Here is a 26,521-nt window from a genome sequence, read left to right on the forward strand (position 1 = left end):
TAAGTATATCTTTCATGCCACACCGTAAAGTGAATGATTGCGGCGAATCTGGCTCTAAATGAACTAATCCCCTTTCCTTCTAACCACGCAAAGTAGGCTCTGCCTTCTCTCCCGGTATTCGGCTGATGCGGAGAAGTAGTTCGCAGCCCGATGTTCTGCCTCAATTAGCAACTGTTCTCGCCAACGTTGTTCTGCTTCTTTAGGATTTAGGTTCTTTTTTTTAGCCGCTACGACTTTTGGCCCCCAAAACAGTGCGCTTTCATCGTTTATTGACGTCCGCATACTCCCTGCAGTCCGTGCAAACGATTCTTCTGAACTTTCTCGGGTAAAATTTTTAAGTCTGCAGGTGATTTCTTGCCTTTGCTGACGTGAATACCATCTCAAATCTTCGATGTTCACTGGAACTTCTGTCCTTTCCAGCGATGTTTTTTCGTCCGTTTCGACGCTTACAGTACAGTTATTGACAGAACTCCAAGGGGCCGCGTCGCGGCCCTCTAAAGTCAAATTCTCGACCGGCGATGGCTTACGCTTCGGTACGATTTTGTAATCGTTGGTGCGGGTATAAATGACCGATTCACTGATCGTAAAAGGACAATAGACGCCGCTGATTTTGGCGACTGTGTCACCATAATCATTGCCGTTTTCGGTGTATTCATAATTGAGACGAACACGCAAACAATCGCGAGTTACAAACGGACCGCCCTGGGCGTTGACGTATCCCGGCCAGTCGGGCGCATCAGCGGCAGCACGGGCAGCTTCAAGCTCCGGGTGCAAGACAAGCTCACGACTTCCCAGGCGCCTTAGCTCGCGCCATGTGGATACAGGCGCACCGCCAATCTGTTGAAACTGGCGAATACTCCAGCGTGAAGCCCACGCCCGCACGCGCTTTGCCATCTCTTTAACGGGTTTGCCTGACTCGTGATCAAACTCGCCATCCATTCCATAACCGTCGATATTTTTTGAGATGTACTTTGCGATGTATCCCGTTGCCGACCCAAACTCTTCATCAATTGGTTTGGCAGTAAAACGATACTGAGCCGCGCCGGGTTCGCTTCCATCCACCTGGAGGGCGTACTCATGAAAAATTTCAGTGGCAAGCTCCACCTCTTCCGGGCGGAGAAATAACAGCAGGTGCCAGTGCGGCGTTCCGTCGTGATGTGGTTCGGCTACACGGAAACCAAATGTGCGGATGCCTTCCCTTCCCCATTTGGCGCGTACACGTGACCAGACGTTGCAAAGGTACTTTTGAGTTTTGCGTGGGCTGGCATTGCAGTATTTATCGTTGCGCTTGCCGGAATGCACATGTGTGGCGTGATAACGTGACGGTGCGGTCAACGTGTAGAACATGCCAACCAGTCCCATCTCGTTAGCCATATCCTCAAAACCGCGCATGCGCACCATCAATTCATGACGGGCGATCTTCGGGTTGGAAACGCTGCCCATGACCTTATCGAGCAAGGAGGTACGCTCGCCAGTGTCCTGGTCTTCCAGCTCCATCGCCTGAAGGTATTCAAAGTTGGCTTTTTTTTGAGCTACCCACTCCCTGAGGCAAGGTTCAGAGCAGTAAGGGGATGCAACTTTGCTGACGTAGCTAGTGGCGATCATGAGGTGCTCACGCCAGCGGTCATGAATTTTGCGGAGCTTACTTAGCCACCACTTTTCCTTTTGAAGTCTGGCAAAAACACGCAATGCATCTTCTGCTGTCAGTACTTCATCGCAATATTGTTTCCAGCCAGGGATCGCAATGTTGAGTGAGATCGCTTTACTGGCAATGGCGCCGTAAGCGTAGATCGTGGAAAACTCCACATCTGCCGTTTTCTCGTACCGAAAATCAAACTCGCGCATAAACTCGCTTTTCATCAGATTGGCGAGCCTATAGGCCAGTCGTTTCAGGCGTTTTTTATCTGCCCAAGGCAGCAGATGAAAATCATCACGTAGCGGAAAGAGAATTGCAGGCAGATTACTTTGTGGCAGATACTGTGCGTTTACCGCATCAACGCGACGCAATACGTGGCGCTCAAACGTGTTGAATAACCAGCGTACAGCCTCTTTCGGATCCCTGCGCTCCAGAGTTTCCAGGTGCGTTGAAAAACGCTTGCGGATAAATGCCGGGAGAGCCTGGACGCGGCGACGCAAGTGACGGGCGAGCCTTGCTCGTTCAAATGCCCTGCGCGCCTCGCCATCGCGAGGTCGCAACGGTACCCGATAAACAACATCAACAAGATCGCTATAGGCGAGCGCCTTACGCTCGCCTTTGGGGGTGAGATACTCAATTGAGCTTTCTTCGGAGTCGTTGGGGTTAATTGCTTGCCTCGGGGCGCTCCAGCTCCATGCTAAAACGGTCATTAGCGCACCTCATCACCTACAGAGATCGCATTTGCCTTTATTTCGGAATCGCAAATAATGACCTTTGCGCCAATATGTCCGCAGCAGATCACATCCACGTAAACAAGCCAGTAAAGACCATTTGAGCTACGTTCAATTTTTTTTACGCGGTACACGTTAGGGTGAATAATCATTCGCATACCCCGGCATAAACGCTGCTGCATACAGTCTTATCGTTGGCGGCCGCCAGTAGATCAAACTGCACTCCGCCACGCGTGGTTAAAGCCCAGTCGCGATAAGACTCAATTCCATAAGCATCAACGGTGACAACTTCAATTCGCTTTTCAGCTCGGCGCGGGTCATGCGTGGATGGGAAGAACGTCGAATTGCCACGGCGTGAACATTCCGCTACGAGTCTTTCCCATTCAGCTACTCGGCGGACCTCTTCAGGCCAGCGCTGGAATATCTCCGCCAGTTCAGACTTACGGGCGTGAATGCAAGGCATGCAGCCGACGCGGCTACAGCCTTGCAGGTAAAGCGGGTTAGGCTTGATGCCATGACGCCGGGCAAGGGCGAACACATCTTCATGCAACCAATTAAGGATCGGGCGATATACATGCAAACCCGGTGTGTTATCTGCGTCTTCCTCCCAGACAGGCAGCAAAGCACGTTCCGGTGATTCCTGCGCTCTGACACCCTGCCAGCTGACTACCTCGTCATATTCATTTAAGGCAGGAACAATAATCTGTGTTCTTATTGGCTCATGTTTCAGCTCAAACGTGCAGAAGCGCACCTTTGTTGAAGGGAACCGGCCTTTCCACATGCACAAATCAAGAAATGGGATACCGGTTGGGTTAAGAATCTCCAGCGCGCGATGAATGCGTTCTGCGGCCTCATCTGGCGACATTCCGCACTCCTGAACCAAAGAGACAGGCCACTTTTCAGCAATGAATTTTCGTTTGCCTTCTATACGCCTGGTGAAATCAGCCTTAACGCGAATAACCTTACCTAGCTTTGATTCCAGGTAATCGAGGTATTCCATCGTTTGAGGGTGCTCATGGCCCGTATCAGCAAAGACGGAAATATGTGGAACATCGTTTTCAATGGCCCGGAGCCACTGCGCGAGGCTATCCTTTCCACCTGAAATACTGATTGTGTTAATAGTACTGGAAGCAAAGCAGCGCGGATCAATAGCTGTCATTGGCCTCATGATTTCTATCTCCGGAAATGTACAGTCATGGCTTTCACCTTTAGCGACATCCTGTAAGCAGCTGATAGATGCGAATGCATAGCAGTCCTTACAGTGATTCAATGTGAGGAGAAGTCAGGCGCTGCCAGATTTCGCAAACTTGCTCAGCCTGATAAACGGCATCGGTTAAAGCGTTGTGTGCAACCGTGCGTCGCGGGTGGGGAACGTAGCCGATGGTACCGGCAATGGTCAGCAGAGAACGGAAACAGCATTCATTCCAGAAATTCCACGGCAGCATAGGAACGCCTTCGAGCGATGAGCGTTCAAAAGCAGATTTGAGGATCGGAAAATCAAACGAACCGCCCTCGCACCAGACCTTCAGATTCTTTTTCGTGGTTTCAGGGAAAGCGCCTTCAATGAATTTGGCGAAATCCAACATCACCTCAATTTCATGCGACTTCGCGCCTACCAGCTCGCTGATAGGTTCTTTATCCTGCCTGAGCCACCACATCACCGTGTCGGCGGAGATGTGAGCGCCGCGATTCTGCGAGGTGCGCGGATCAATGGTCTGATAGAACGAGGGGCCGATTTTTCCGGTTGACGGTTCGAAGAAGGCCGCGCCAATCGCGCAAATTACCGCATTCGGCTGGGTGCTGAGCGTTTCAATATCAATCATTAAATGGTTCATTGTTTGCTTTCCTCAGTGATGGTTAATTCGCGGGCGTTGGCCCACTGTTCGATTGATGAATAAATCTCTTCCGGGGTGGCGCTTTCCTTTTTCAGCTGGCCGACAAAAATACGCAGCAGGCCCAGCAGGTGAGCGCGCTCGCGTTTCCGTGCGTTGGTGCTTATTTCCACAAACTCTGGATCGCTAATTCCGCCATCCAGTTTTATTGACGTGATCGACATGCGACCTCCTGAAAAAGGCAAAACGAATCCCCGGCAAAGTGAATTCCGTTATTTTTAAATCGGGTTAATTAATTGTTTGGACGCGGTTTTCTTTTAATCTGCTTAAATATCCTTTCATGCCAGTAATACATGAAATCAATAAAGGTCATTCGCGCGCGATCGTGGTTACCGCGAATGGCTTTTTCGAGCCCGTAAATTATTAAATCTTTAGACGGGCTATTTGAACTAATGGTGATACGAGCACCATTTTTTAGATGTACAGTGAACCCCTGCTCGGCACTTTCCACTGCTTCTCGAATCAGCATTTCCTGTTCCCAAGATGTTTTTTCTTCGGTGAACATGACGTACTCCGATGATCAGTTAAAGCGAGGGGGCTCCAGCCGCCAGGAGGCTCTAGCTCCCAGTTTTAGGTGTTCCAAGATCTCCGGGGTAACTTCTACGGTTACCGCCTGCGGCTGAACAAACTTCATAGCCTTCTTCAGTTGCTCTGCGTCCAGAGATAGCAGGTCGTATGGTTTAGGGATATCACCATCGGTCACGGAAATAATGATGTTGCGGAGTTCTTCAAGAGTGCATTCATCATTCTCGCCTTGAAGCATTGCGAAATGATAAAGGTGGGATACGCCGTGGCGTAAAAGCTGGAGAGAGTAATCATGATTCCATTCCAGAAACTCTTTATTGAAATGGAAGCATTGTAAAAGCGAGTTAATTTTGTCTGCATATTCGAGTTTCATTTTCGCCCCCAGAGATTAAAAAGCAATAAACCGCTTTTTACTCATGATTCTGTCAATCGTTCGGCATGCTTCTGATAAAGCAAAGTCAATGCCGTAATAATGGCCTGTGTGCGTAATTTGATAGCGCTGGCGGTTGTACGGTTTTTTGCGTGGGAGTTTCAGAATAGTAAAACCACAGTAGAGGCTGGTTTTGCTATTGAGCTGTGATACTGATCCGCGGCTACCGTTCTTCATGTTTCCTCCCCTGAAACCGGCTATCGACCTGGCTCACCGAGACCAAGCCACATCAACCACCCTTCCCTGATCTCCTTTGAACGACTTTCGTAGGCCAGTTTCATGCCGTTGTTCCAGGCTGGAAGGTAAACCCAGTACTCGCCCGCACGGCCAGAAGTAGACTGGGGATCGGTCATCTCGATTACAGGAAGCTTCCCTTTCTCGATCATTCCTCTTACGGCTGCCGGAGTTTTACCAATAATTTTCGCAAACTCCTGATACGGGATGGCATCGCTGCTACTGACAATTTTTTTGTTCATCTGATAACCTCTTATCTAGATCTAACCAATGGGCTTCAATGTTCTCTAATGTGCCTTAGTGCTTTTAGAGAATATCGAACAGCAGTAGAGAATACCGAAGATATTAGAGGATCTTGATAACATGTCAACAGCTATTAGTGAGAAGCTTGCGTTGATTCGCGAGTCCGAGAGACTTAACAGAAAGCAATTTGCTGAAATTACAGGAGTTCCTTACAGCTCACTCACATATTATGAAAGCGGAAGGACCATACCCCCTACCGACATAGCGATGAAAATTCTCCAACACCCCCGATTCTGTAAATACGCTCTTTGGTTTATGACCGATCAGGTGTCCCCTGAATCCGGTCAAATCGCACCGGCCCTCGCACACTTTGGGCAAGACTTAACAACCTCGCAGCACTCAGACCAAAAGACTGGTTAACAATTAACCAGGCTTACATACATTTCAAATGTCTATTATTGGTCGAAAAGTATTCATCACATAATTGCAACGCGTTGAGGCCTAAAGGCAAGCGCACCCATCGGAGGGTTTTCTTATGACTATTAAGAAACTCGATGATGGTCGATATGAAGTGGACATCAGGCCTGCTGGTCGCAATGGAAAGCGTATCCGCAGGAAGTTTGATAAGAGAAGTGAAGCGGTAGCTTTCGAGAAGCATACTCAGTTCAACCATCACACCAAAGAATGGTTATCAAAACCGACGGATAAGCGGCATCTGTCTGAACTGATACAGCTTTGGTGGAATTTGAAAGGCAAGCATGAGGAGCACGGTAGGATAAACCGCAACAAGTTAGATATTTTTTGCAGGATTACCGACGATCCTTGTGCTTTTCAGATTACGAAAGCGCTGATTAGTCAGTATTACGCGGCAAGAAGAAGTCAGGGCATTAAAGCTTCTACCATTAACCGTGACCTAAACAGCATCAGTGGCATGTTCACAGCGCTTATCGAGGCCGAGTTGTTCTCGGGTGAACATCCGATCAGGGGCAGGAAGAAGCTGAAAGAAGAAGTCCCCGAAACTGGCTATCTGACAGAGGACGAAATCAAGCACTTGCTCTTTAGACTGGATGGCGACAACAAGAAGATAGCCGTTCTCTGTTTGAGTACAGGTGCTCGTTGGGGTGAAGCGGCTCGACTCAAGGCAGAAAACATCATACAGAACCGTGTGACGTTCGTTAAAACCAAGAGTAACAAGCAGCGGACTGTTCCAGTTTCAGCGGAAGTGGCAAAACTCATAGCAGATGGTAAGCGAGGGTTGTTATTTGGTAAGGCGTCGTATTCTGACTTCAGGCAGATACTTAGGGAGGTAAAACCTGATCTTCCGACCGGGCAGGCGACGCATGCACTACGCCACAGTTTCGCGACGCACTTTATGATTAATGGGGGAAGCATCATAACGCTACAAAGGATCCTCGGGCACGCCCGAATTGAGCAAACTATGGCCTACGCTCACTTTGCGCCCGAATACCTCCAGGACGCAATCTCACTTAACCCGCTGAGAGGTGGCGCTGATGCGGAAAATGTCCACATTATGTCCACACTTAGGTAGGTAAATATGGCTTTCAATGGTCTTGCGTGCCGCGCAACCCCGCATTGCACCGTTGAAAGCCGTAGCATCTGGGGCGGCTAACGCACCCGACGGGGCTTTTTTTCCCGCCGCGGATGCAGGTATTCTCCCCCCAGATGTGTTAAATTTTGTGTATCTCTGTTAATTCTGCGCTGATTGTTTTTTAGCATCATTTGCTGGTAGTGACGATTAGCATTCGGGAGCCGTATTTCTCATGTCCGATTTTATTCTCGCTCGCGTGTCGCAAACGCTCGCTAATGAACACTCCCTCGAAACCCTGGTGCGACAGCTGCTTGAGATGCTGGAGCTGGTTACCCGAATGGAATCTACCTACCTGACTCGTATCGACTTCGACGCGCAGCGCCAGCATATTATGTACGCGCACAACAGCAGCGAAATGCAGATCCCCGAAGGGTTCTCCGTCCCGTGGAACGACTCGCTGTGCAAACGCGCGCTGGACGACCGCTGCATTTTTAGCAACGATGTTGCCGAGCGCTGGCGTTCGTGTCTCGCCGCCCAGGATTTGGGGATCGCCACCTTTTTCAGCATTCCCGTGCGCCTGACCGACGGCTCATTATTCGGCACGCTGTGCGCCACCAGCCGGGCAAGACAGCCCTATAACATTGAGGGTGAGCAGGTGATGAATCTGTTTGCCAACCTCATCTCCCATTACGTTGAGAAAGAGACGCTGGTACAGCAGCTTCGGGCGGCTAACGTCGCCCTGGAGATGCATTCGTATACCGACGAGCTTACGGGTTTGCCGAATCGCCGCTCGCTGTTTAAGCATCTTGCCGCACAGTTTTCGCAGGCCCGGGAACAGCAGCGCAGCGTGCTGCTGATTTTTATCGATCTCGATGATTTCAAAGCAATCAACGATCGATTCGGCCACCCGTGCGGCGACAGCTTTTTGATTCAGATCGGAGAACGCCTGGCCGCACGCGTGCGCAGCGGCGATATTGTAGGTCGTCTCGGCGGCGATGAGTTTTTAATTGTCGGTCCGGGTCCCGATTCAGCCGACCAGCAGGAGTATATCGCCGCGTTACGTCAAGCGCTGGCGGGGATCTATTTCCTTGGCGAACACCGGATTAACTACCCCGGCGCCAGTTTTGGGGTGATTGAAGCCGACCCCTGGCAGATCGACGTAGAACTGGCGCTGCGCGCCGCCGATGAGGCGATGTATCAGGATAAGCAGTCTCGCCGTCAGGGGCGTTTTTTTCATATTGACTAATCTACGGTGAAATCCCGTATCATAGTCGACACGACTCGCACTTACAGGGGCTCAATAATGAGACTGGGTATTCTATTTCCGGTGGCTATTTTTATCGTCGCCGTGGTTTTTCTGGGCTGGTTTTTTGTCGGCGGCTATGCGGCACCAGGCGGAGCGTAATGAAAAAAAGCACCATAATTATGCTTATTGTCGCCATCGTTGCCGTGGCGGGTACGCAATTGGGCTGGTGGTAAATCCAGGATTATTCGCGCGTCTTTTCGGCAAGGATTGCAGAGTTATCTCATCTACTCAATAAGTTAAAAGCATACACTCACCTCATCAGCCGATGGCGCATGCCCGTTTTTGCGCACGGATTTAACTGGAGAAGTGAGAAATGAAAAAACCGATCGTGTTGCCGTTGATTCTCGCGCTTTGCACGCTGTTATCGGGATGTATTGTCGACCCAGGCTATCACCATCAACACCGCCACCATCATCATGACGACAGAGACTGGCGATAGCCGTGGAAACATAATAAGGCGAACTTCGGTTCGCCTTATTGCATGAAATTAGTCCCGGCGGTCGGAACCTAAAAAGAGGAAACCCAGCGGGATGGAAAACAGCAGCGTAAACACAATGCTGTAAACCGTGACCATTGCCCCCTGCAGGAAGAACATTGACGTCGTCCATTCTGAATACGGCATATTGTATTCACTCACCACGCCGCCAAAGGTGGCGCGCCCAACCACGATAAGCGCGATGGCAAAGATCGCCGCGATCGACAAAAAGAACTTCTTGCTGTTTTTATTGCTGGTGAGTTTCTGCAGAATCATCCGGGTTCCCTTTTTTCTGAGCGATAATCGGCTGTATATGTAACACCAATGCAATCAAAATTGAAGGGATTTTGTTACGAGGCAGTGACAGTCACTATAGGGCCGGTCCCGCGTACCGGCCCCCAACGATTACGACTGGAGCGTCGCCAGACGGGCGGCAAAACCGACAAACACAAGGCCTATCAGACTGTTGCCGATTTTCGCCAGCTTCTTTTTCGTCTTCACGTAACGCGTAACGAAAGAGCCGGAGAGGATCAAAAAGCTCATATAGATGAAGCTGATTATCTCCAGGGTCAGCGCCAGAATAAAGAACGCCAGCCCGGGCGTTTTGGCGCTGACGTCAATAAACTGCACGAAGAATGAGACATAAAAAAGAATCGCTTTTGGATTCGTCAGGCTAAGGGTCAGCGAACGTTTGAGAATCGCGCTGCCCGGCTCGGAATCAGCAGACGAATGACCATCACGCTGGGTTAACACCGCGTAGAGCATCTTGCCGCCCATCCACAGCAGATAAATCGCCCCCAGGTAACGCACGATATTGAACAGCACCGGCGTAGTCTTGATGAGCGTCGCGACGCCGGCAAAAGCCAGAAACATCAGCACCGCATCGCCAATAAACACGCCTGCCGCCGCCAGATACCCTTTTTTAACGCCGTGGGCGATGCCGGTCTTGAGGACAAAAAAGGTATTCGGGCCGGGAACCAGGATGATAAAGATAGCGCCGACCAGATAGGTCAGGTAATTCAATACACCAAACTCAGCGAACACAACGCACTCCTTCGCTTACAACAAAAAATATGATCCCGCGCACGTTAACGCAACCGGGACCATTTTGAAAGCGCCGCGAGTGCGGAGGGCTTAATAGAGCGAAGTTTCGCCCAGCGGACGGGTTTTAAAGCGGCGGTGAACCCACAGGTATTGCTCCGGCGCGCGCAGGATCTCTTTCTCAATAACCTTGTTGATATAGCTTGCCGCATCCTGTTTATCTTCGCCAGGATAGTCGCTCATGACGTCGCTGATGTGCAGGCTATAACCTCTGCGGTCCGCTTTACGCACCATGCTGATGGTGAGCATTTTCGCGCCCGACAAACGAGAGAGTACGTAGGTACCGTTGGTCGTTGCTGCCTGCTGTACCGAGAAGAACGGAGCAAATACGCTCCCCTTCGGGCCGTAGTCCTGATCCGGCGCAAACCACACCGCTTCACCCGACTTTAAGGCATGTACCAGACCGGATAAATTACGACGGTCAATCATCGCCTTGTTCGAGCGCAAACGACCGCGCGTCTGCACCCACTCCATTAACGGGCTATTATGCGGACGGTAGGTCGCCATCATCGGACGACACAGCCCCATCGTACGGCCACCCAGTTCAAGCGACATAAAGTGGACGCCAACGACCATCACGCCTTTTTGTTCGCTCAGAGCATTATTGAGATTGACCATACCTTCCACGTCAAACCATTTCTTAACACGCTCATCGCTCCAGAACCATGCCATCCCTGTTTCAATCAGACCCATCCCTAGCGACATGAAGTTCTGTTCGATAAGCTTTTCGCGCGCCGCGGGCGACATGGTGGGAAAGCAAAGTTCGAGATTGCGTCTGGCGATATGCTCACGGCGTTTCAGGAAGCGCCGGGATGCGCGACCGGCGCTGGTACCGATAAGATGCAAGACGGGATAAGGAAGCTGGACGATGAGCCAGAGCACGCCCAGACCAAACCAGGTCCCCCAATTACGGGGATGAAGAAGTTTTTTATTAAAAGCGTAAGACATGTTTTTTCCTGTAAACATTAGAACATGAGGTAACGCTTAAGGAAAAAACGAGTCCCTTCATCTGTCATTAGGCGGTACGTGTAGCAGTTCAGACAATAATAATCCTGGTAAATTCACTCCGGCAAGTAAAAAAAGAGGCCAACAGAAAAAAACACAATACCAGCACACCTGTAACAAAATGTAAATAAAAAAGTGAATAATAAACCTCAAATATCCACCACAAGAATGATTAACGCGCTAAGCATTCAACATAAAGTATGCGTCTTTTCCAACCAGAACGTCGCTGTGGTAACCCGCAGGCCGCAGCTGAAGCCGCGTCGAGGTACGGCTGCATCCAGATGAGGTCGGGGTAGCCTCTGCTTTCTGTTATCCTTTTCACAACGTTTGCGGACAGGCTATTCCTTTATCTTCCATAAGCCTCACTGACATAAAATAGCAATATTAAAAATGAGTGTCAGAGAAATGACTAAAATAAGAATCAGCTTATTTTACTTTCCTGACAATAATTAATATTTATCGACAATTATCCATATCGCCGGTGGGTTATTTCAGACTTTTTACCTCCGTTGCTTTAACAGAACAGCAGGCAATAAAGTTCAAATGCCTTTTATGACGTTGAAAAAAACGCAACATAGATAAAAATCTCGGACGATTCTCGCGCTTCAACAAACCATTGCCGACAATTTTTAGCGCCTGTTTAAAACCTTCATCTTTCATCAACCCTCGCGGCGACATCAGCGACATCGGTCCATGATGAATGCTTACGGCGTCAAAGCCGGTCCGTTGGAAAAGCGTCTGCCAGGCGGCGGCGCTCAGCGGGCTGACGTGGGATTTCACCACCCCCTGCAGCTGCCGCCGGGCGTCCTCTCCCAGCGCATCCTGCGTATACATGATATCGTGCGTCAGCAAACGACCGCCGGGCTTAAGAACGCGAAAATATTCCGCCACCAGTTTCTCTTTGGCTTTATCCGCATACATGGTGAGCATCGCTTCATTTATCACCATATCAAACGTTGCATCGGCAAATGGCAGCCGAGCGGCATTCGCCTCCATCACTATCACCCGATGATCCACACCTTCGCGAACGATATTTTGCCGGGCTTTCGCCAGCGCGTCTTTATCCATATCGATGGCGTAAACGCTGCAGCGAAAACGCTGCGCCAGCTCAATAGAGGTTGTCCCCATATTACAGGCTACCTCCAGAACTTTACTGTCGGCGGTAAAACCCGCCTGCTGAAATAGCCACTCTGTGGCTTCAATGCCGCCGGGGCGTAAGCGGGTTTTCCCCAGGCTTGCCAAAAACGTATGTCCGGCTTTTTCGCTTGCGTTCATTTGACTTTCCTCACTCTCCATAAGATGCATTATAAATACAACATTAAGGTTAAGGAGGGAATAATGATAATGAATTTTATTTGCATTAAGCAGAAAGGGAAAGAAATGATGCAATGAGGGGAAAAATCTATTCAATATTTAACAATCACTTATCGTTACTATGAGTCTATATGGCCCTTATCTCTGCCGCGCTTTATTGAAATGATAACCATTCTCATATTAACATATGCCGTATTGATCAACTCTCCTGAACCTGGCTATGTCACCTTCTTCCGCCATCGCCTCTCCGCTGACGCTTGCCTCGCTCTATAGCGACCATCATGGCTGGCTGAAAAAATGGCTTACCCATAAGTTGCAATCCGCTTATGACGCCGACGACGTAGCGCAGGACACCTTTGTCCGAATTATGGCCGGCGAGTCGCTGTTGACGATTCGCGATCCAAAATCTTTTCTCTGCACGATTGCTAAACGGGTGATGATCGACCTGTTCCGCCGCAACGCCCTGGAGCGCGCCTGGCTCGACATGCTCTCTCAGCTACCGCCAGAGCTCTCTCCCTCACCGGAGCTACGGCAGAGCCAGCTCGAACTGTTACAGCAGATTGATGCCATGCTGGACGGGCTTAACGCAAAAGCCCGGGAAGCGTTTTTGCTCTCGCAGCTTGAAGGGCTGACCTACGCCGATATCGCCAGCCGCCTGGCGGTTTCCATCAGTTCGGTTAAGAAATATATCGCGAAAGCCACCGAGCACTGCCTGCTGTTCCGTCTGGAGAATGGCCTGTGAAACCGACGCTAAGCGAATCCCGTCGTCAGGCGCTGCGTTCCGCCTCGCACTGGTACGCGGTCCTCAGCGATGGGCGCGTCAGTCCGCAGCAGGAGGCCCGCTGGCAGCAGTGGTATGAGCAAAACAACGAAAATCAGTGGGCGTGGCAGCAGGTAGAAAACCTGCGTCAGCAGATGGGGCAACTGCCGGGCGGGCTGGCCAGCCGTGCTCTTCACGATAGCCGTCTGGCGCGTCGCCACGTGCTGAAAGGGCTGATGCTTTTGCTGGCGGCCGGAGGCAGCTGGCGGCTCTGGGAGTCCGAGCTGGCGGAGGGCCTCCGCGCCGACTACCGGACGGCGAAAGGGATACCGCGCCCGCAGCGGCTTGCCGACGGTTCGCTGCTGACGCTGAATAGCGAAAGTGCCGCCGACGTCCGTTTTGACGCGCGGCAGCGCATGGTTCATTTACGCTACGGCGAAATCGCCATCAGGACCGCTCACGACAGCCGGCAGCGGCCTTTTCGGGTGCAAACGCGGGAAGGCACTCTCACCGCGCTCGGGACCGAATTCACCGTCCGTCAGTTTGCCGGCGGCACCCGGCTGGCGGTACAGCAGCATGCCGTAGAAGTGGTTTTACCGTCCGGCAGCGCCCAACGCGTTAACGCCGGGGAAAGCCTGTGGTTTACCCGCGATCGCTTCGCCACCCTGGTTAAGCTCAACGGCGGCGAGGATAGCTGGATCCGGGGCGTGCTGACCTTCCGCGACGCCCCGCTGAGCGAAGTGGTCGAAACCCTCGCCCGCTATCGCTCCGGAGTGCTGCGCTGCGATCCCGCCGTGGCCGATTTACGCCTGACCGGCACCTTTCCGCTGGGCGATCCTGATGCCATTCTGCAGGTTATCGCGCAAACGCTGCCGATTACATTGCGGTCTGTCACCCGCTACTGGGTCACGCTCGTTCCGGCCTGAGAAAAAAAATCGAAAAAATTCTCATTCTCTATTGTCCCTTTTCCCCTGCTCGTTCGACTTATCTGATGAATATAACCAAAAACGATGGTGGAGAAGAGATGACGCCTTTACGCGTTTTACGCAAACCGATGCCTCTGGTGATGGCAATCCGTTTAAGCCTGCTGCCGCTAGCGGGGCTGGCTGCCGCGCCGGTATTCGCCGCCGCGCAGTATGATATTGCCGCCGGGGAGTTAGATCACGCCCTGAACCAATATGCCGCCCGCAGCGGTATCACGCTTTCCGCCGACGCCAGCCTGACGCGCGGCAAGCATAGTCCGGGCCTGCACGGCAGCTTTGAAACCGAAGAGGGTTTACGCAGGCTGCTGAACGGCAGCGGATTACGGCTCAAGCCGCTGGGCAAGAACGTCTGGACCCTGGAGCTGGAGCCCGCGTCCGTCAGTGCAGAATCCACCCTCACCGTCGTCGGGGACTGGCTTGGCGACGCGCGCGAAAACGATGTCTTTGAGCACGCCGGCGCCCGCGACGTGATCCGTCGGGAGGATTTCGCCAAAACCGGCGCCGCCACGATGCGCGAAGTGCTGAACCGGATCCCCGGCGTCAACGCGCCGGAAAATACCGGCACCGGCAGTCACGACCTGGCGATGAACTTCGGTATTCGTGGCCTCAACCCGCGGCTTGCCAGCCGTTCCACGGTGCTGATGGACGGTATCCCGGTTCCCTTTGCCCCCTACGGCCAGCCGCAGCTTTCGCTGGCGCCGGTCTCGCTCGGCAATATGGACGCCATCGATGTCGTGCGCGGCGGCGGCGCGGTGCGCTACGGGCCGCAGAGCGTCGGCGGCGTGGTGAACTTCGTCACCCGCGCCATCCCCGAGGATTTTGGCATTCAGGGCGGCATTGAAGGGCAGCTCAGCCCCATCTCTTCGCAAAACAACCCGAAAGAGACGCATAACCTCGCGATCGGCGGCACGGCGGACAACGGTTTCGGATCCGCCCTGCTTTACTCCGGCACCCGGGGCAGCGACTGGCGCGAACACAGCGCCACGCGGATTGATGATGTGATGCTGAAAAGCAAATACGCGCCCAACGAAGTCCATACCTTTAACAGCCTGCTGCAATACTATGACGGCGAAGCCGATATGCCCGGCGGCCTCTCCCGCGCCGACTACAACGCCGACCGCTGGCAGTCCACGCGTCCTTATGACCGCTTTTGGGGGCGCCGCCAGCTCGCCAGCCTCGGCTACCAGTACCAGCCGGATGCGCAGCATAAATTTAATATTCAGGGGTTCTATACCCATACCCTGCGCAGCGGCTACCTGGAACAGGGTAAGCGCATTACCCTCTCCCCGCGCGAATATTGGGTCCGCGGCATCGAGCCGCGCTACAGCCAAAGCTTTATGATCGGCCCATCCGCCCACGAAGTCGGCGTCGGCTATCGCTACGTCAACGAATCGACCCACGAGATGCGTTACTACACCGCGACCACCAGCGGCGAGCTGCCCAGCACCGCCAGTCCGTACGATCGCGATACCCGTTCCGGCACCGAAGCCCACGCCTGGTATATCGACGATCGCGTGGATATCGGCAACTGGACGATTACGCCAGGTATGCGCTTTGAGCACATTGAGTCTTATCAGGACAATAATCTGCTGGGCACCCGCGAACGGGTCAGCTATAACGCCCCGCTCCCGGCGCTGAATGTTCTTTATCACCTCACCGACAGCTGGAATCTTTATGCCAACACAGAAGGCTCATTCGGCACCGTACAGTACAGCCAGATTGGCAAGGCTGTGCAAAGCGGCAATGTGGAACCGGAAAAAGCGCGAACCTGGGAAGTCGGCACCCGCTACGACGACGGCGCGCTGACCGCAGAGATGGGGCTGTTCCTGATTAACTTCAACAATCAGTACGATTCCAACCAGACCAATGACACGGTCAGCGCCCGGGGTAAAACCCGTCATAGCGGCCTGGAAGCGCAAACCCGTTACGCCCTCGGCGAGCTTTCACCCGCGCTTGATAATCTCTCTGTCTACGCCAGCTATGCGTACGTCAATGCTGAAATCCGCGAGAAAGGCGACACCTACGGTAACCAGGTTCCCTTCTCGCCGAAGCACAAAGGCACCTTTGGCGTCGATTACAAGCCCGGCAACTGGACGTTTAACCTCAACGGCGACTTCCAGTCGAGCCAGTTTGCCGATAACGCCAATACCGTTGCCGAAAGCGCCGATGGCAGCACCGGCCGCATTCCCGGCTATATGCTGTGGGGCGCTCGCGTGGCCTATGACTTTGGCCCGCAGATGGCCAATCTCAACCTCGCGCTGGGGGTGAAAAACATCTTCGACCATGCGTATTACACCCGCTCGTACGACGATAACAACAAAGGGCTTTACGCCGGTCAGCCGCGCACGCTGTACCTGCAAGGATCAATGAAGTTCTGATGATAGAGCGTTGCCGGACAGCGCTATTCGCGCCCTGTCCGGCAAGCTGGAGTGAATAATGTTTAGCCTTGTTCGTCTGTGTATTTTCAGCCTGCTGTTTCTGGCGGGCCCGCTCTTTGCCGCCACCGTACAGGATGAGCGCGGTCGCTTTACGCTTGATAAAACGCCGCAGCGCATCGTCGTGCTTGAACTCTCCTTTGTCGACGCGCTGGCGGCGGTTGACGTTAGCCCGACAGGCGTGGCCGATGACAACGATCCGTCGCGTATTCTGGCGGACGTACGCGCACGTCTGAAGCCCTGGCAGTCGGTGGGCACCCGCGCCCAACCCTCGCTGGAGGCTATCAGCGCGCTGCATCCCGATCTGATCGTCGCCGATAGCAGTCGCCATGCCGGAATTTACGCCGCCCTGAGGCAAATTGCCCCGGTGCTGCTGTTGAAATCGCGCAATGAAACCTGGGAGGAGAACCTGCAGTCAGCGGCGATTATCGGCAAAGTAGTGGGTAAGGATAAGGAGATGCAGCAGCGTCTGGCGCTGCATCGGCAAAAAATGGCGGCGTTTTCCCGACAGCTGCCGGCTGGCGCCAGCGTGCTGTTTGGTACCTCTCGCGAACAGCAGTTTAATCTTCACTCAACGCAAACTTATACCGGCAGCGTGCTGACGGCGCTTGGCCTGAAGGTTCCGCCGCCAATCGGCGGCGCGCCGATGGCGGCGATAAATTTCGAACAGCTGCTGGCCCTGAATCCGCAATGGCTGCTGGTCGCTCATTACCGTACTGAAAGTATCGTGAAAAAATGGCAGCAGGACTCCCTGTGGCCAATGCTGCAGGCCGAGCAGAAAGGGCAGGTCGCCGCCGTCGACAGCAACAGCTGGGCGCGGATGCGCGGGATCTTCGCCGCCGAGCGTATTGCCAGCGATATGGTTAAAATTGTCCACCACCGGGCGGTTGATATCACGCCATGAAACCGTTCCGTCGCGCGTTTTTTATCTGGGGATGGCCGCTGCTGGCCCTCAGCGGCCTGTTCTGGCTGAGCCTGTTCTGCTATTCGCCCATCCCGATTTCGCCGCTCAACGCCCTTCACGCCCTGCTGGCGCCTGAGTCTCCTTCGCTTGCGGAGGCGCTGGTGCTTAATCTGCGCCTGCCCCGCAGCCTGGTGGCGGTAATGCTCGGCGCCTCGCTGGCAATGTCGGGGGCGTTATTACAAACGCTTACCCATAACCCGCTGGCATCGCCTTCACTGCTCGGCATTAATAGCGGCGCGGCGCTGGCGATGGCGCTGACCAGCGCATTCAGTCCGGCACCGCTGGCGGGCTTTTCGCTGGCGCTGATTGCCGCCTGCGGCGGCGGAATAAGCTGGCTGCTGGTGATGAGCGCCGGCGGCGGCTGGCGTCAACAGCAGGATCGCCAACGGTTGATCCTCGCCGGTATTGCTCTCTCGGCGCTATGCATGGCGTTGACCAGAATGACCCTGCTGCTGGCGGAAGATCGCGCCTGGGGCATTCTTACCTGGCTTGCGGGCGGCGTTTCCCACGTGCGCTGGGCCGAGTTCTGGCAGCTTTTCCCTTTTGTCGCGCTGATTACCCCCGGAGTATTCCTGCTGGCCAACGCGCTTAATCTGCTTAACGTCAGCGATACCGCCGCCCATTCGCTGGGGGTGAATTTGCCGCGCCTGCGCCTGCTTATCAACGCGGCCGTGTTGCTGCTTACCGGCGCCAGCGTCAGCGTCGCCGGACCGATTGCCTTTGTTGGCCTGCTGGTCCCGCATCTGGCGCGTTTTTGGGCGGGTCACGATCATCGTACTTTTTTGCCGGTCAGCGCCCTGCTGGGCGCCCTGTTTATGCTGCTGGCGGATATGCTCGCCAGAGCGTTGGCCTGGCCGGGTGAACTGCCCGCGGGCGCGGTGCTGGCGCTGGCGGGCGGGCCCTGTTTTGTCTGGCTGGTCAGGAGACGCGGGTGAAACAACGCATCGTGTTTTTATGGCTCGCGCTCACGCTGTTAACCCTGTTCTCGCTGCGGATGGGGGCGATCCCACTGCCGTGGCGAGCGCTGCTCAGCGGATGGCATGCGGACAGCGAGTATCACTACGTCCTTATGCAATATCGCCTGCCGCGCGTGGTGCTGGCGCTGATTATCGGCGCCGCGCTGGCGGTTTCCGGGGCGCTGGTTCAGGGTATTGTGCATAATCCGCTGGCCTCGCCGGACATTCTGGGCATTAACCACGGGGCGAGCCTGACCTCGGTGGCGGCACTGTGGTTTTTACCGTCCCTGCCCCTGCCGTGGCTGCCGCTGCTGGCCTTTATCGGCGGAATGGTGGCGATGGTAATACCGCTCGCCCTTGCCGGTTTTTCTCGCCCAATGCGCCTGGCGCTGACCGGCATCGCGCTGTCGGCCTGCTGGGCCAGCGTGACCGACTACCTCTTACTGTCGCGGCCACAGGAGATCAATAACGCGCTGCTGTGGCTGACCGGAAGCCTGTGGGCCAGAGACGGCGCATTCGTCATCATCGTCCTGCCCCTGCTGGCGATTTTGCTGCCCTTAAGCTTCGCCCTCAGTCGCGATCTCGACCTGCTGGCGCTAGGCCATGAGCGCGCGGGAACGCTCGGCGTCAACGTACGCTGGCTTAACGGCTACGGCTTAACGCTGGCGGTGGCCCTCGCGTCGATCGGCGTCGCGGTCTGCGGTCCTGTCGCCTTTATCAGCCTTGTGGTGCCGCATCTTGTGCGTCGCCTCTTCGGCGGCCGCCATCGCCGTTTATTGCCGCTCTCTGCGCTCACGGGCGGACTGGTTCTGCTGCTCGCCGATCTGCTGGCGCGAACGCTGCATCCGCCGCTTGAGCTGCCGGCAGGCGTGCTGACGGCGATTATCGGCGCCCCCTGGTTTATCTGGCTTCTTGTGAGAATGCGTTAAATGGAACTGCGAATAGAAAAGCTAACCGCTGGCTATGGCGGCAAGCGCGTTATCAACAATCTCGATCTGACGCTACCGAGCGGGAAAATTACCGCGCTGCTGGGGCCAAACGGCTGCGGTAAATCAACGCTGCTGAAGTGTTTCTCTCGCCTCCTGACGCCCATCGCCGGCGATGTCTGGCTCAATGATGTCCCCTTAAACCGCCTCTCCGCCCGTCAGCTGGCGCGGCGACTGGCGCTGCTGCCGCAGCAGCATCACGTTCCGGAAGGCGTCACCGTACGCGAGCTGGTCGGCTACGGCCGGAGTCCGTGGCTACCGCTGTGGGGGCGGCTTTCCGCGCAGGATCGACAGCAGGTCGACAGCGCGCTACAACGAACCGGCATCGCTGCGCTGGCGGAACAACCGCTGACCGCCCTTTCCGGCGGCCAGCGGCAGCGGGCTTTTCTGGCGCTGCTGCTGGCGCAGGATACGCCGCTGGTGCTGCTCGATGAGCCAACGACCTGGCTGGATATTCATCATCAGGTGGCGCTGATGACGCTGATGCGCGAGCTGCAGACGATGGGCAAGACCGTGGTCACCGTACTGCACGACCTGAACCAGGCCAGCCGCTACTGCGACCATCTGGTGGTGCTTGAAGGGGGCCGGGTGCAGGCTCAGGGCCTGGCGGAAACGGTACTGACGCCGGAGATGCTGCGGGAGATTTTTCACCTGGAGGCGGAGATTCACCCGGAGCCGGTGTCGCAGCGCCCGATGTGCGTGGTGAAATAACCCGGGTAAGGCGCGCTGCGCCCTACCCGAAGTTGATCAGTAGGTGTGGAAGTACTGCTGGATCACCTGCGGATTTTTCGTTTGCGTCAGCGCCGTCATCAGCAGGATGCGCGCTTTTGCCGGGTTGAGCGAGTCGGCTACCAGCCCAGGCTGGCCGTCATCAACCGGCACCACGCCGCTGCCGGTACGCGAGGCGCGAACCACCACGATACCGGCTTTTTCCGCCTTTTCGATCCCCGCCGCGCTGCGTACGGAGACCGACCCCGCGCCGGTGCCCGCATAGATAATCCCGTCGGCATGGTGCGCGATCGCCGCGTCATACATATATTCAGGGTCATCCTGGTAGCCATAAATAATGACCACTTTCGGTAGCGCGTTAAGATTGCGGACGTCAAAAACCGAACGCACGGTGTGAATTTTATCTACGCGAGTTTCGAACTGCGGTTTGCCGCTCACGATAACGCCCAGATAGCCCTCTTCCGGCGCCTTGAAGGTATCCAGCGTCGTGGCGTTAGTCTTAGTGACAAAACGCGCCGCGCCGATGCGGTCATTAAGCACTACCATTACGCCGCGGCCCTTCGCTTCCGGGTCGGCCGCCACGGTCACCGCTTCCAGCAGATTCATCGGACCGTCTGCGCTGATGGCCGTGGCCGGACGCATTGCCGCCGTGAAAACGACCGGCTTATTGCTTTTTACCGTCAGGTTGAGGAAATAAGGCGTCTCGTCCAGGGTGTCGGTACCATGGGTAATCACAACGCCGTCCACATCATCGCGTGCCAGCAGTTCATTGACGCGCTTTGACAGTTTGAGAATGATGTCGCTGGTCATATTTTCGCTGCCGATATTAGCGACCTGCTCGCCGTCAACGCGCGCGACTTTGCTCATCTCAGGCACGGCATTAATCAGCGTCTGTACGCCAATCGCGCCGGCTTTGTACCCGGTAGTCTGGGTATTGCTGGCCGCTGAACCGGCAATCGTCCCTCCGGTCGCCAGGATTACGATATGCGGCAGACGCGTCTCACTCGAGGCGAAAGCGCTTATCGCCAGTAACGTAATTGCCAGTAATGCTCTAAAATTCATCATGACTCATCCCAAAATAGATATTAAATAAATTCGCGCAGAGAGAATGCAAACGGCTTGCCAGGATTTAATGTATTTTACTCGGTAAAAATGATTAACTATCGGACAAAAAAGGATTTTTACTTCGCCCGGAGCGCTACTTTGGTGCAGGGACGCGCTAAAAATGGGCAGGATAAAAATGCGAAACCCGAATGGACTTATTCAATCTATTTTGTCATGTCGGCATCGCTATCAACGAAATAGAGCAAAACGGTGCGGGTAATGCGATGGAGAAAAACGATGCATAATATCGCCTTAAAATCAGCATTGATGCTTACCACCCGCGTCATACAAATTATTAACCCTGAATTACACCTGCATATGCAACGAACGGCGCTGATCGCGCTGGAGCTTGCGCAGGCGTCAGGGCTCTCGCGTCAGCAGCAGCAGACGATCTTTTGCGCCGCGCTGCTGCACGACATTGGCGTTCTGGGCGATAAACGAGTGTTCTCCTCGCTGAACGCCATCGATAACCTTAACGACCCGCATCAGCACCGGGGAGCAGAAATGCTGGCCGGGTTAGCGACCCTGGCCCCCATCCTGCCGATTATCCGCGATCACCATTTTAGCCCACACCACAAAGGCAGCCTCGAACAGCATATCGTCTATTTCGCCGACGTGTTTGAACGCCTGCTTGCTGGCGATAAGCACGCGACAACCTTTCAAACCGATATGATTATTGGTAAATTTCGCGCGCTTTACCAGGCGATAGATCCGCCGCTATGCCAGACTTTGTGCCAGCTCGCACAAAAAGAGCATTTTTGGCTGCACCTCAATCCCGGACATATTCAGCGAATGCTGGAGATCATCGGCCCTATCAACCATGTTTATATCGATATCGACGGTCTGAAAGATATCTGCCTGTTAATTGCCAAAATTGTCGATACCTACAGCAGCTTCACCGCCAGCCATAGTCTGAAGGTCGGGCGAATTTCGCGCACCCTCGCCGCTTATATGAATTTGCCGGAGATGGAGTGTAAGAAAATTGAGATTGCCGGCTATTTACACGATATTGGCAAAGTACACATTCCGCTGAAAATCCTGGAGAAACAGGGCGAACTGAATGACGAAGAGCTGCTTCAGGTTCGGGAACATAGCTATATGACCGGCGAAATTCTTAGCACCTTCAGCGAACTCGGCGAAATAATTAACTGGGCCGCGAATCATCATGAAAAGCTGGATGGCAGCGGCTATCCGCTTCATCTCAATGAGCATTACCTGCAGCTCCCGGATCGGATTATCGCCATCGCGGATATTTTCACCGCGCTTACCGAAGACCGCCCCTATCGCCCCGGAATGAGCCGTCAGCAAGCGTTACAGCTGATAGAGAGTGATGTTATAAATGGCGCGCTGGATAAAGACGTGTACCGCATTTTGCATCACCATGCCGAAGCGCTGCACGCTATTATTACTCACACGCTACACCCGTAATCACCGTTTTTTTCCGGTGAAGCCGGAGTGTGACGATAAAAAAATAATTAATTCATCTGCACGCAAGGAATATCCGGTGAGAATCGCCACCATGACTAACTGGGCCTACGGGATCACCGTCGCCCTGACCCTCGCCTCAGGCATCGCCATGCTGATGGCCTCAAGTGCGGATAATGCCGAACGCCGCGCCGTCGAACAACGCCAGGCGTTTGACCAGCTAAGCGAAGAAGTAGAAAGCGGCGCCTGGGAGCTTTCCGATCTCGCGCGACTTTACATCATTCAAAAAAATCAGGATGTGCTGCAGGAGTACCGGCAGCAAGCCCAGGCCACCGCCGCCATTGAACATCGTCTGGAAAAGCTGAAAGACAGTGGCGCAACCGCTGAAGAGCTGGCGCTGCTGCGCGAGGGTTTACAGATAGCCGATGAACTTCAGGATGAACAGCAAACGGCGCTGGCGCAGGTTGCCAGGGGAGAAGAAAAAGCGGCGGTCAGCCTGCTTTACGGCGCTGCCTATGAGCAGGAGCTCGAGCGGGTCCAGACGCAGCTCGATCACTTTCGCCTGATGCTCGAAGGCCGGGTAAATAAAACCATTGCCGAGGCTACGGAGAAATCACGGATCTGGCGTACGCTTTCTGAGATCATGGTTGGGCTCACCGCGCTGATGTTCCTGTTTGTGCTGGGGTTTATTCTTAAGCGGCGGGTGCTCTATCCCGTCGTTCGCCTGAGCGACGTGGTGCAGCGGCTGGCATCGCAGGATTATGCGGTTGAGACGCCGCAGTTTACCCAGATTGATGAAATTGGCGATATGGCCCAGGCCATTCGTATCTTTCGCGAGAACGGGCTGGCGCGGCAGCGGCTGGAACAAGAGCGCGATGCGGACTGGGCGGTCCGCGAGCTGCTGGCGAGGATGACCCAGCGCTTGCAGGGCTGCGAATCGTTCGAGGATGTGATCAAGGTTGCCGAACTGTTCGCGCCAAATATCGCCCCGGAGATCCCGGGCCGGCTGTATATTCTCGATACCGATCCCTGGCAGATGCGCTGCGTGGCGCAGTGGCTTTCTCCGCCGCTTGAAGCCGACGTCTTCCATCCGGATAACTGCTGGGCCGTGCGGCGCGGGCTGAGCCATCCGCCGGTCAACGGTGAGCCGGATATCGCCTGTTATCACCTGTCGGAATCGCAGGCTCAACGGTCGCTATGCGTGCCGCTGATTGCGCAAGGAGAAGCGATTGGTCTGCTCTCCTTCAGCAACGTCACCTCCGCGACCGCCCCGTCCCGCGCCTATCTTGAACTGATGGCCGAAGCCCTGGGTCTGGCGCTGGCGAACCAGCGTTTACGCAACGCGCTGCTGGAAAAGGCGCTGTTTGATTCATTAACCGGCCTGCGTAACCGCCACCACCTGGATGACGCTCTGCATACGCAAATGAATCTGGCGGTACGCAACGGTACGCCGCTGAGCTGCCTGATGATCGATATCGATCACTTTAAGGCGATTAATGATAGTTATGGTCACGAAGCGGGCGATCTGGTCATTAAAAACGTCGCGGCGATTATTCAACGTGCGGTGCGCGATATTGGGATGGCCTTCCGCTATGGCGGCGAAGAGTTCCTGGTATTGCTGGGCGGAACCGATGAAGAGGCCGCGATGGCCTGCGCGACCGACATCTATCACAGCGTCCAACTGCTGACGCTACGCTATGGCCTGGCTGAAATTGGTCAGATCGATGTTTCCATCGGCATCGCCAGCTACCCGCAGCATACGCAAAGCGATAGCCTGCTGCGCGCGGCTGACGCTGCGCTCTACCGGGCAAAAGAGCTGGGGCGGTCGAGAATTGTGAGCTTTGGGATGTTAAAGGCGGATTGAGTCGCCTTCCGGAGGGCGAAGATGCCGTATTCACCTGTGCTTATGAAAAGCCTACGCCCAGGTGAATAACGCTCACATCGCGCTTGATAGCGCGTCTTCCATCAGTTGTCCCAACAGCGCCTGCGCGCCGTGCCCCCTGTCGTTCCCCTGCCCCAGCGTCAGCGAAATACCAAGACTTCCCGGCGATGGCAGCAGGCTTCCCGCCACGCGCAGGTTGCCGGGCATGCCGATGCGTGTACGTACGGTTATGCCCAATCCGGCCTGCACCGCCGCCCAGATGCCGCTCAGGCTATGGCTGATAAACACCACCTGCCAGGCGATGTTGGCCCGGTCCAGACAGTCGATGGAGCGGGAACGCATCAAGCACGGGCTTTCCAGCATCACCAACGGTAACGGTTTGCCCTCCGCCAGCAGCGTGGCAATATCCAGCTGCGGATGGGTTATCCACTCCAGCCGGCACTGGCCGATCGTCTTGCCTTCACGCTGTATGCTCTCCGCCTGCCACAGCAGCGCCATATCAAGCATATTGTCATTAAGCGCGTTGAGCAGCGCCCGGTTGCGATCGACTCGGGCAATAATTCGCATTCCTGGATGGTGGCGTTTAAACTCGCCAAGGATACCGGGCATAAGCGACTCGCCAAAATCCTCCTGCATGCCAATGCGTATTTCTCCCTGCAAGCGTTCGCCCTGAAGAGCTCGCTGTGCTTCATCATTCAGTGCCAATAGACGCCGGGCATACCCCATAATTATCTCACCATTCTGAGTCAGCGCCAGGTGGCGGCCTCTCTTCACCACCAAATCGGCGCCGCACTGCTGTTCCAGCTTTTTCAGCTGTGCGCTCACCGCCGAGGTAGAGCGGCAGAGGCGACTTGCCGCCTGCGCAAAGCTGCCGCATTCAATGCCGGTAACAAAACTGCGCAGCGCGTCGAGATCGAACGTAGGAGGGAGCTTATTCATGATTGTCCTGATAAACGGGATGAAGGGTCTATTATAATTCAATTTTCAGGATCGAAATGGCGCGCCAGAATGACGTTATCGTCAATACGGAGAGATAACAATGGCCAAACCCCTCGATCGTGAAACCCTGGCTCGCATTGCGCCGAAGTTAGCCGAGCTGAGTCAGAATGTACTTTTTAATGATATCTGGACGCGTGAACCGCTTTCCCCCCGCGAGCGCAGTCTGGTGACGCTCGGCGCTCTGACGGCGCTGGGCCGCGTTCAGCAGCTCCCCTGGCATATCCGCTTCGCCCAACAAAATGGCCTGACCCGTGATGAGATAATTGAAGTCTTCACTCATCTGGCATTTTATGCCGGCTGGCCCGCGGCGGTTTCCGCCATCGAATGCCTGGAAGAGGAGTAACGCCGATGCCCTTTACCCGTATTACCCTCCATCAGAGTTATAACGATACGCAAATCATGCAGATTTCCGACATTTTGCAACAGAGCCTTGAAACAGAATTTGCCGTCCCGCCCCACGATCGCTTTCAGGTTTTCGAAAGGCTGCCGGCGAACCAGCATGTGTTCGACCGCCGCTATAAAAGCGCTGGCCGCAGCGACAGTTTTATTCAATTCCATCTTCTGGCTGGTAAGCCTCGTTCATTGGCGCAGAAGAGGAACTTCTGCCGTACCCTGTGTCGGGAGCTACAGACGAAACTGCATATTAGTCCGGATGATGTGATGGTGATGATGCAGTTCAATACCGCCGATGAGTGGAGCTTCAGCCATGGGCTTCTGCTCTCTGAGGAGGCGTTATGATGGTAATGCAGTGTCGTTTTACCTGGCCCGGCGATTACCCTACGGCTCTCTTTGACCGAGACGTTGAGCAAAACGGAGCCAGACTTATCATTCAGACCACCTGCATAGCAGATGGCATT

At 54.5% G+C, this 26,521-nt stretch carries 31 protein-coding genes; 17 read left to right on the forward strand and 14 right to left on the reverse strand.

Features of this window, described 5'->3' with window-relative positions:
- Window positions 1-63: 63 nt before the first annotated feature.
- The 8 genes from CDA56_RS20990 to CDA56_RS21025 form a co-directional block, all read right to left on the reverse strand.
- Complete coding sequence (locus CDA56_RS20990; RefSeq protein ID WP_224394466.1) at window positions 64-2,346, reverse strand: replication endonuclease; 2,283 nt, start codon at window positions 2,344-2,346, stop codon at window positions 64-66.
- A 169-nt stretch (window positions 2,347-2,515) separates the two neighbouring features.
- Window positions 2,516-3,526: a phosphoadenosine phosphosulfate reductase domain-containing protein gene (locus CDA56_RS20995; RefSeq protein WP_104011430.1), complete on the reverse strand. Its 1,011-nt coding sequence runs from the start codon at window positions 3,524-3,526 to the stop codon at window positions 2,516-2,518.
- Window positions 3,527-3,623: 97 nt separating this feature from the next.
- Window positions 3,624-4,202, reverse strand: a complete 579-nt coding sequence (locus CDA56_RS21000; protein WP_104011417.1) for a 3'-5' exonuclease — start codon at window positions 4,200-4,202, stop codon at window positions 3,624-3,626.
- The gene (locus CDA56_RS21005) at window positions 4,199-4,423 is read right to left on the reverse strand and encodes a hypothetical protein (protein ID WP_064405322.1); all 225 of its coding nucleotides are present in this window, start codon (window positions 4,421-4,423) and stop codon (window positions 4,199-4,201) included. The genes CDA56_RS21000 and CDA56_RS21005 overlap by 4 nt, the downstream gene beginning before the upstream one ends.
- Before the next feature lie 68 nt (window positions 4,424-4,491).
- Window positions 4,492-4,764 (reverse strand): hypothetical protein, encoded by a 273-nt coding sequence (locus CDA56_RS21010; RefSeq protein WP_064175400.1) that lies wholly within the window; start codon window positions 4,762-4,764, stop codon window positions 4,492-4,494.
- Between the two features lie 15 nt (window positions 4,765-4,779).
- The gene (locus CDA56_RS21015) at window positions 4,780-5,157 is read right to left on the reverse strand and encodes a hypothetical protein (RefSeq protein ID WP_032432798.1); all 378 of its coding nucleotides are present in this window, start codon (window positions 5,155-5,157) and stop codon (window positions 4,780-4,782) included.
- Between the two features lie 15 nt (window positions 5,158-5,172).
- The gene (locus CDA56_RS21020; RefSeq protein WP_004131515.1) at window positions 5,173-5,391 is read right to left on the reverse strand and encodes a hypothetical protein; all 219 of its coding nucleotides are present in this window, start codon (window positions 5,389-5,391) and stop codon (window positions 5,173-5,175) included.
- Between the two features lie 20 nt (window positions 5,392-5,411).
- Window positions 5,412-5,690 (reverse strand): regulatory phage cox family protein, encoded by a 279-nt coding sequence (locus CDA56_RS21025; protein WP_104011418.1) that lies wholly within the window; start codon window positions 5,688-5,690, stop codon window positions 5,412-5,414.
- A 121-nt stretch (window positions 5,691-5,811) separates the two neighbouring features.
- Here CDA56_RS21025 and CDA56_RS21030 point away from each other — a divergent pair, with 121 nt between their 5' ends.
- The 6 genes from CDA56_RS21030 (at window position 5,812) to CDA56_RS21055 (ending at window position 8,985) form a co-directional block, all read left to right on the forward strand.
- Window positions 5,812-6,111 (forward strand): helix-turn-helix domain-containing protein, encoded by a 300-nt coding sequence (locus tag CDA56_RS21030; protein ID WP_009486500.1) that lies wholly within the window; start codon window positions 5,812-5,814, stop codon window positions 6,109-6,111.
- 115 nt (window positions 6,112-6,226) lie between these two features.
- Complete coding sequence (locus CDA56_RS21035; protein ID WP_104011419.1) at window positions 6,227-7,240, forward strand: phage integrase; 1,014 nt, start codon at window positions 6,227-6,229, stop codon at window positions 7,238-7,240.
- 232 nt (window positions 7,241-7,472) lie between these two features.
- Window positions 7,473-8,486: a sensor domain-containing diguanylate cyclase gene (locus CDA56_RS21040; RefSeq protein ID WP_025106942.1), complete on the forward strand. Its 1,014-nt coding sequence runs from the start codon at window positions 7,473-7,475 to the stop codon at window positions 8,484-8,486.
- Between the two features lie 57 nt (window positions 8,487-8,543).
- The gene (locus tag CDA56_RS21045) at window positions 8,544-8,645 is read left to right on the forward strand and encodes a YoaK family small membrane protein (RefSeq protein ID WP_004101234.1); all 102 of its coding nucleotides are present in this window, start codon (window positions 8,544-8,546) and stop codon (window positions 8,643-8,645) included.
- A complete protein-coding gene (yoaJ, locus tag CDA56_RS31700; protein WP_100248259.1) occupies window positions 8,645-8,719 on the forward strand; it encodes a protein YoaJ in 75 nt (24 codons plus the stop codon). The genes CDA56_RS21045 and yoaJ overlap by 1 nt, the downstream gene beginning before the upstream one ends.
- Window positions 8,720-8,859: 140 nt before the next feature.
- Complete coding sequence (locus CDA56_RS21055; protein ID WP_086074258.1) at window positions 8,860-8,985, forward strand: hypothetical protein; 126 nt, start codon at window positions 8,860-8,862, stop codon at window positions 8,983-8,985.
- Window positions 8,986-9,033: 48 nt separating this feature from the next.
- Here CDA56_RS21055 and CDA56_RS21060 read toward each other — a convergent pair whose 3' ends face one another.
- The 4 genes from CDA56_RS21060 to CDA56_RS21075 form a co-directional block, all read right to left on the reverse strand.
- The gene (locus CDA56_RS21060) at window positions 9,034-9,297 is read right to left on the reverse strand and encodes a DUF2534 family protein (RefSeq protein ID WP_004131510.1); all 264 of its coding nucleotides are present in this window, start codon (window positions 9,295-9,297) and stop codon (window positions 9,034-9,036) included.
- A gap of 129 nt (window positions 9,298-9,426) precedes the next feature.
- Window positions 9,427-10,065: a leucine efflux protein LeuE gene (gene leuE, locus CDA56_RS21065; protein ID WP_025106941.1), complete on the reverse strand. Its 639-nt coding sequence runs from the start codon at window positions 10,063-10,065 to the stop codon at window positions 9,427-9,429.
- Between the two features lie 90 nt (window positions 10,066-10,155).
- Window positions 10,156-11,070 (reverse strand): kdo(2)-lipid IV(A) palmitoleoyltransferase, encoded by a 915-nt coding sequence (lpxP, locus tag CDA56_RS21070; protein ID WP_004138325.1) that lies wholly within the window; start codon window positions 11,068-11,070, stop codon window positions 10,156-10,158.
- Window positions 11,071-11,613: 543 nt separating this feature from the next.
- Window positions 11,614-12,402, reverse strand: a complete 789-nt coding sequence (locus tag CDA56_RS21075; protein WP_047724074.1) for a class I SAM-dependent methyltransferase — start codon at window positions 12,400-12,402, stop codon at window positions 11,614-11,616.
- A 259-nt stretch (window positions 12,403-12,661) separates the two neighbouring features.
- Between CDA56_RS21075 and fecI the strand changes: the two genes are divergently transcribed.
- The 7 genes from fecI to fecE all read left to right on the forward strand — a co-directional run bounded on the left by fecI (window position 12,662) and on the right by fecE (window position 20,236).
- Window positions 12,662-13,183, forward strand: coding sequence for a ferric citrate uptake sigma factor FecI (gene fecI, locus CDA56_RS21080; protein ID WP_032749540.1), 522 nt, complete (start codon window positions 12,662-12,664; stop codon window positions 13,181-13,183).
- Window positions 13,180-14,127, forward strand: a complete 948-nt coding sequence (fecR, locus tag CDA56_RS21085) for a ferric citrate uptake sigma factor regulator FecR (protein ID WP_064358721.1) — start codon at window positions 13,180-13,182, stop codon at window positions 14,125-14,127. The genes fecI and fecR overlap by 4 nt, the downstream gene beginning before the upstream one ends.
- Before the next feature lie 98 nt (window positions 14,128-14,225).
- Window positions 14,226-16,562 (forward strand): TonB-dependent Fe(3+) dicitrate receptor FecA, encoded by a 2,337-nt coding sequence (gene fecA / locus CDA56_RS21090; protein ID WP_103814029.1) that lies wholly within the window; start codon window positions 14,226-14,228, stop codon window positions 16,560-16,562.
- A gap of 58 nt (window positions 16,563-16,620) precedes the next feature.
- Window positions 16,621-17,523, forward strand: coding sequence for a Fe(3+) dicitrate ABC transporter substrate-binding protein FecB (locus CDA56_RS21095; protein ID WP_014838166.1), 903 nt, complete (start codon window positions 16,621-16,623; stop codon window positions 17,521-17,523).
- The gene (gene fecC, locus CDA56_RS21100; protein WP_014228931.1) at window positions 17,520-18,518 is read left to right on the forward strand and encodes an iron-dicitrate ABC transporter permease FecC; all 999 of its coding nucleotides are present in this window, start codon (window positions 17,520-17,522) and stop codon (window positions 18,516-18,518) included. The genes CDA56_RS21095 and fecC overlap by 4 nt, the downstream gene beginning before the upstream one ends.
- On the forward strand, window positions 18,515-19,468 hold the full coding sequence (gene fecD, locus CDA56_RS21105) for a Fe(3+) dicitrate ABC transporter permease subunit FecD (protein WP_014228930.1): 954 nt from the start codon (window positions 18,515-18,517) through the stop codon (window positions 19,466-19,468). Before fecC ends, fecD begins: the two co-directional genes overlap by 4 nt.
- Window positions 19,469-20,236, forward strand: a complete 768-nt coding sequence (gene fecE, locus CDA56_RS21110; protein WP_080528718.1) for a Fe(3+) dicitrate ABC transporter ATP-binding protein FecE — start codon at window positions 19,469-19,471, stop codon at window positions 20,234-20,236. It abuts the gene before it with no gap.
- Window positions 20,237-20,272: 36 nt separating this feature from the next.
- On the opposite strand, the gene fraE is transcribed toward fecE, so the two are convergent.
- Entirely contained in the window at window positions 20,273-21,316 is a 1,044-nt protein-coding gene (fraE, locus tag CDA56_RS21115) for a fructose-asparagine asparaginase (RefSeq protein ID WP_009653379.1), read from the reverse strand.
- Between the two features lie 279 nt (window positions 21,317-21,595).
- Here fraE and CDA56_RS21120 point away from each other — a divergent pair, with 279 nt between their 5' ends.
- Window positions 21,596-22,786, forward strand: a complete 1,191-nt coding sequence (locus CDA56_RS21120; RefSeq protein ID WP_014228927.1) for an HD-GYP domain-containing protein — start codon at window positions 21,596-21,598, stop codon at window positions 22,784-22,786.
- A gap of 76 nt (window positions 22,787-22,862) precedes the next feature.
- Window positions 22,863-24,647 (forward strand): sensor domain-containing diguanylate cyclase, encoded by a 1,785-nt coding sequence (locus CDA56_RS21125; RefSeq protein ID WP_103814027.1) that lies wholly within the window; start codon window positions 22,863-22,865, stop codon window positions 24,645-24,647.
- Between the two features lie 72 nt (window positions 24,648-24,719).
- On the opposite strand, the gene CDA56_RS21130 is transcribed toward CDA56_RS21125, so the two are convergent.
- Entirely contained in the window at window positions 24,720-25,616 is an 897-nt protein-coding gene (locus CDA56_RS21130; RefSeq protein ID WP_371321128.1) for a LysR substrate-binding domain-containing protein, read from the reverse strand.
- 88 nt (window positions 25,617-25,704) lie between these two features.
- Here CDA56_RS21130 and CDA56_RS21135 point away from each other — a divergent pair, with 88 nt between their 5' ends.
- Window positions 25,705-26,007: a carboxymuconolactone decarboxylase family protein gene (locus CDA56_RS21135; protein ID WP_042944906.1), complete on the forward strand. Its 303-nt coding sequence runs from the start codon at window positions 25,705-25,707 to the stop codon at window positions 26,005-26,007.
- A gap of 5 nt (window positions 26,008-26,012) precedes the next feature.
- Window positions 26,013-26,402: a tautomerase family protein gene (locus CDA56_RS21140; protein WP_048261610.1), complete on the forward strand. Its 390-nt coding sequence runs from the start codon at window positions 26,013-26,015 to the stop codon at window positions 26,400-26,402.
- Window positions 26,403-26,521 lie beyond the last annotated feature (119 nt).

The organism is Klebsiella michiganensis, from assembly GCF_002925905.1.
Classification (GTDB): Bacteria; Pseudomonadota; Gammaproteobacteria; order Enterobacterales; family Enterobacteriaceae; genus Klebsiella; species Klebsiella michiganensis.